This window comes from Lactobacillus sp. HMSC08B12, assembly GCF_001808415.1.
GTDB classification, from domain to species: Bacteria; Bacillota; Bacilli; order Lactobacillales; family Lactobacillaceae; genus Lactobacillus; species Lactobacillus delbrueckii.
The window spans coordinates 664-3,694 of sequence record NZ_KV793164.1 but is presented as its reverse complement, the minus strand read 5'-3'; the positions used below and the strand labels follow the sequence as shown (position 1 = coordinate 3,694).

The window sequence follows — 3,031 nt, the reverse complement described above, 5'->3', positions numbered from 1 at the left end:
CCACTTTTGTAAGTGGGAAGTTTAAGTAATTACAGCATACATGGAGGTAAAAATGGAACGGAAACTGATCGCGGATTTTGTCAAAGAAAATCTGCCTGAAGAAAGAACGGGGCATGACTATTACCACGGCAAGCGGGTGGCAGTCTTGGCTGAAAGAATGCTGCTGGCGGATCACCCGGAGGCTGGGCAAAAGAGCCGGGATATTGCTTATACGGCGGGCTTTGTCCACGACACGATCGATGAGAAGGTTTGCCCAAACCCAAGTGAAGTTTTAGCCAAATTGCGGGAAGTCTTTACGGCTGCCGGCTTAAGCGCAAGCGACCAGGACAATGTCTTTTTCGCGATCGAGCACATGTCTTTTTCCAAAAATATTGACCGCCACTACCGGCTCTCTTTAGAAGGAGAGTACGTCCAGGATGCCGACCGGCTGGAGTCTTTGGGGGCCATGGGGATTGCCCGGGCCTTCGTTTACAGCGGCAAGCACGATGACAAGATCTACGATCCGGAAATCCCGCCGATGGAACTGGTCAGCCATGATCAATACCGGAATCATGAAGAAACTACGATCAATCATTTTTATGAAAAGCTTTTTAAGCTGGAAGGGCTGATGAACAGCCGGGCGGCCCAAAAAGAAGCCCGCCGGCGGACAGAATACATGCGGGATTTTGTCCGGGAATTTAGGCATGAATGGGATTTAGATTAAATTTAAAGAAGTTTACCTCTTCTTAATAAAATACAGAAACATTTAAATAATGCCGATAATCCTTGCTATACCAATTGATCCTGGAAATAACAGATGGATTTCAAATGAAACTATCCCCGCTTTTCTCTAACACAAACATTAAACTTTTGGTTAGACATGTGAGTCAATCATCAGTATAGACAAGTAAGGAGGAAGCACAATGAAAGTTTCCAAATTTTTAGGAGCTGGAGCAGCGGTAACATTATCTGCTTTAATGCTGGCGGCCTGCGGCTCAAGTTCCTCATCTTCCAAGTCGACCAGAAAGGCCTTGAACTGGACGGTCGACGGCTTCCCAGTATTCTTACCTTTTCTCCGGGATTAAAAATGCCGATGCCATCGTAGCTGGCAAGAAGTCAGTCAACAGCTTGGGGATCAAGGCTGTCGGCAAGTACAAGCTGGTTATCACTTTGGAACGGCGGATTCCTTACTTTGACAAGCTGATGGGCTTTGCGGTTTTCTTCCCGCAGTCTGAAAAGGCGGTCAAGAAGTACGGCTCTAAATACGGTACGGCTTCCAAGTACATGATCTACAACGGTCCATTCGTGCAAAAGGGCTGGACCGGGTCCAATCTTTCCTGGAAGATGGTTAAGAACAAGTACTACTGGGACAAGAAGAGCGTCAAGCTGAACACGATCACTTGGAGTGTGCAAAAGACGCCATCAACTTTTTACAACCTTTACCAAAGCGGCAAGCTCGACTACACCAGCCTGGACTCCTCACAAACCAAGCAGCTGAAGTCAACCAAGGGCTACACCACCTTGAACCAGGGGGCAACCTTCTACATGCAGTTGAACATTGCCAAGAACAAGTACCTGGCCAACACCAACATCCGGAAAGCCATCTCTTTGGCCGTCAAACGGAAGGGGCTGGTTTCATTACTTGGTGGCAACAACGTGGCAGCCAATACTCTGACCCCGCCAGGCTTAACCGATGTCAACGGCAAGGACTACACCAATCTGCTTTCATCATCAGCTGAAAGCCTCTACCCGTCCTCAACCAAGAAGAGCGAGGCGGTTAAGTACCTCAACAAGGGCTTAAAGCAATTGGGCGTAAGCAAGTTCAGCTTCAAGATCCTGGCTGACGACACTGACTCCGGCAAGAAGACAGCGGAACTGCTGCAGTCCAACATCGAAGCCACCTTCAGCAGCAAGGTCAGCGTTACCGTCCAGAACCTGCCGTTCAAGACCCGTCTTTCCCGGTCAACTTCTGGCAACTTTGACCTTGTCATCTCCGGCTGGAGCGCCGACTTTGCCGACCCGATCTCCTTCCTGGACCTGTTCACTTCCACCAATTCTGAAAACAACGGGAAGTGGAAGAACGCAACTTATGACAAGCTGATCGCTGACTCCAAGACCACGTCTTCAACCAGCAAGCGCTGGAGCGACCTGACTAAGGCAGAAAACATCCTGCTTAAGGATGCCGGTGTAGCTCCGCTTTACTACAGCACGACCGCGTCTTTAATCCGGCCGAGCGTCAAGGGCGTCATCCAGAACCGGGGGACTTAGAACTTCAAGAACGCCTACATCACCAGCAGCAAGTAGCGGTATAACAGCAAAATTAAAAGAATTTGACAAGAAGCGACCGTACGGTCGCTTCTTTTTTATCTTTTTCTTGTCATTTTTCGCTCATTTTTCGGCAAAAATTTATTTTTCTTTAAGTTAGCCCTTGAAAAGAGTCTAACTTAGAATTATAATTAATTTATCATGTTGGCTGAGGGACGGCTTTAAGCTGTGTTGGCCATCTTTTCAGCCCAAACAAATATGTGTTATAAGGAGAAAAAAGATGAAGTTATCTAAGATTTTGAGCGTTGGTGCAACTGTGCTGGCATCAGCTGCTCTCTTGGCTGCCTGTGGCAGCAACAGCAGTAAGGAATCCTCTTCTTCAAAGAAGACTTTGAACTGGACGGTTGCTTCTGAAATCCCAACCATGGACATGTCCAAGGCCACTGACGCTACTTCCTTCAACCAGTTGTCAAACACTATGGAAGGTTTGTACCGTTTGGGCAAGAACTCCAAGCTGGAAAAGGCTTTGGCAACCAGCGAAAAGGTTTCTAAGGACGGTAAGACTTACACTTACACCCTGCGCAAGTCCAAGTGGAGCGACGGCAGCGAACTGACTGCCAAGGACTTCGTCTACTCATGGCGCAGAACTGTTGACCCAAAGACTGCTTCTCAATATTCCTACCTCTTCTCCGGGATCAAGAACGCTGACGCGATCGTAGCCGGCAAGAAGAAGCCTGAAACTCTGGGGATCAAGGCCGTTGGCAAGTACAAGCTGGTTATCACCCTG

3 protein-coding genes and 1 pseudogene are annotated in these 3,031 nt (G+C 48.2%); all 4 read left to right on the top strand.

Features of this window, described 5'->3' with window-relative positions; genetic code table 11:
* Positions 1 to 52: 52 nt before the first annotated feature.
* A complete protein-coding gene (locus HMPREF3168_RS05540; protein ID WP_070488928.1) occupies positions 53 to 703 on the top strand; it encodes an HD domain-containing protein in 651 nt (216 codons plus the stop codon).
* Positions 704 to 902: 199 nt separating this feature from the next.
* Positions 903 to 1,064 (top strand): peptide ABC transporter substrate-binding protein, encoded by a 162-nt coding sequence (locus HMPREF3168_RS10995; RefSeq protein WP_070488925.1) that lies wholly within the window; start codon positions 903 to 905, stop codon positions 1,062 to 1,064.
* Positions 1,027 to 2,247: pseudogene (locus HMPREF3168_RS05530) on the top strand (peptide ABC transporter substrate-binding protein); the annotation flags it as partial. The gene HMPREF3168_RS10995 and the pseudogene HMPREF3168_RS05530, both read left to right, overlap by 38 nt.
* A gap of 277 nt (positions 2,248 to 2,524) precedes the next feature.
* The coding region (locus tag HMPREF3168_RS10690; protein ID WP_246825687.1) for an ABC transporter substrate-binding protein at positions 2,525 to 3,031 on the top strand (507 nt) is incomplete at its 3' end.

Bases quoted from the DNA above. Each gene is read 5' to 3' on its own strand.
- HMPREF3168_RS10995 (WP_070488925.1), top strand. From the start codon at position 903: ATGAAAGTTTCCAAATTTTTAGGAGCTGGAGCAGCGGTAACATTATCT.
- HMPREF3168_RS05540 (WP_070488928.1), top strand. From the start codon at position 53: ATGGAACGGAAACTGATCGCGGATTTTGTCAAAGAAAATCTGCCTGAA.